Here is a 1365-nt window from a genome sequence, read left to right on the forward strand (position 1 = left end):
CGGCTTTGGAGCGACCCGGACCCAGGTCCAGACGGTCGATTTCATCGGCAGGTTCGGCTATTTCCTCAGCGACGAGATGGGCAGCGGCTGGTATCGCGGCCAGTTCGAGCATGTGCTGGAACTGCCACTCCACCTTGTCGTCGATCCCGAAACTGGTTTTTTCATCGGGGGCAACCTACTGGCCAAGTGGAATTTCACCGGCCTGAAAAATGACCGCCTGATCCCCTACGTCTTTGCCGGCGGAGGCTTCCTTTACGATGAAGTTCGGCTGCCCACCATGGGGAGCAGCCTCGATTTCTCCTATGGAGGCGGGAACGGCATCCAGTATCTCCTCCGCAAGGACCTGGCGATCTCCGCCGAGTACCGCTACCACCACATCTCCAATGCCAACACCGCAGAGCCGAACGAGCCGCTCAACTCAAGCAAGTTCCTGTTCGGGATATCCCTGTTCAGGTGACATTCCTCACCTTTACATCTCTCCCCTGGATAAGACGCCGGGCTTGCGCGCCGAGGGGCGCTTCAGCAAGCGGGCGGGACCTGTTTCCGTAGGAGCGCCCTCCCGGGCGCGAACCTTCGCTGTTTCCAGCTTGCCGATTCCATCGGAAGGTGAACTAAAGTCACCCCCCCCTGTCCCCCCTTCGCAAAGGGGGGGACGCCAGGCCGCATTGGAAGTGATGGAACGCCCTCATTTCTCTCCCGCAGGCCCTCCCTTCGGCCAGAGAGCCATGAAGGCCGGCAGCGAGACCAGCGCCAGCACGGCGGTGGCTCCTACTCCGAAATTTGTGGCTGAACCTATGGAGGCCAGGGCTCCATAATCCGAAAAGGCCCGGGAGCCGAACCCTGCGATGGTGGTCCGGGCTGAAGGGAGCACCGCCCGCCCCGCCTGGACGAACTGCGATCGCCTCCCCTCCTCATCTTCTGCCGTCACCCTGTGCACCAGATGGAGTCCATAATCGCTCCCCATCCCCAGGATCGTAACCAGCACCATGGCGTTCATGAAGTTAAGGCGCATGGAGCAGAGTACCATCAGTCCCAGCATGGCGATCACCCCGCCGATAACGGGATAAAGGGTGAAGAAGATGGCGGAGAGCGACTTGAAATGGGAAAAGAGCAAGAAGAGCACGACGGCGCCGCCAAGGAGAAAGGCCCAGGTGAAGCTACGCCTGACAGAGTCCTCCAGTTGGCGGCTGACCAGGTCCGGGCCGGTCGCCCGGGCCGAGGGATCGACCGCTGCCAGTTCCTTCAGGAAGGTACGCTGATCGAACTCGGCTCCACGGTAGAAAAGGTAAAAAAGGAGGTGGTAGCCTCCGTCTCCGCTCATCAGGTGCCGCTCGACCACGCCGCGCAGCGGGGAGGCTTCCAGCC

General features: G+C 61.4%; 2 protein-coding genes. One reads left to right on the plus strand and one right to left on the minus strand.

Annotation, left to right across the window (positions count from 1 at the left end; genetic code table 11):
* The coding region (locus AC11W3_RS11530; RefSeq protein ID WP_484093049.1) for an acyloxyacyl hydrolase at positions 1–457 on the plus strand (457 nt) is incomplete at its 5' end.
* A 228-nt stretch (positions 458–685) separates the two neighbouring features.
* Here AC11W3_RS11530 and AC11W3_RS11535 read toward each other — a convergent pair.
* Positions 686–1365 (minus strand): MMPL family transporter (locus AC11W3_RS11535; RefSeq protein WP_484093050.1); only part of this gene is annotated, 680 nt, incomplete at its 5' end.

The organism is Geomonas sp. (assembly GCF_056994735.1).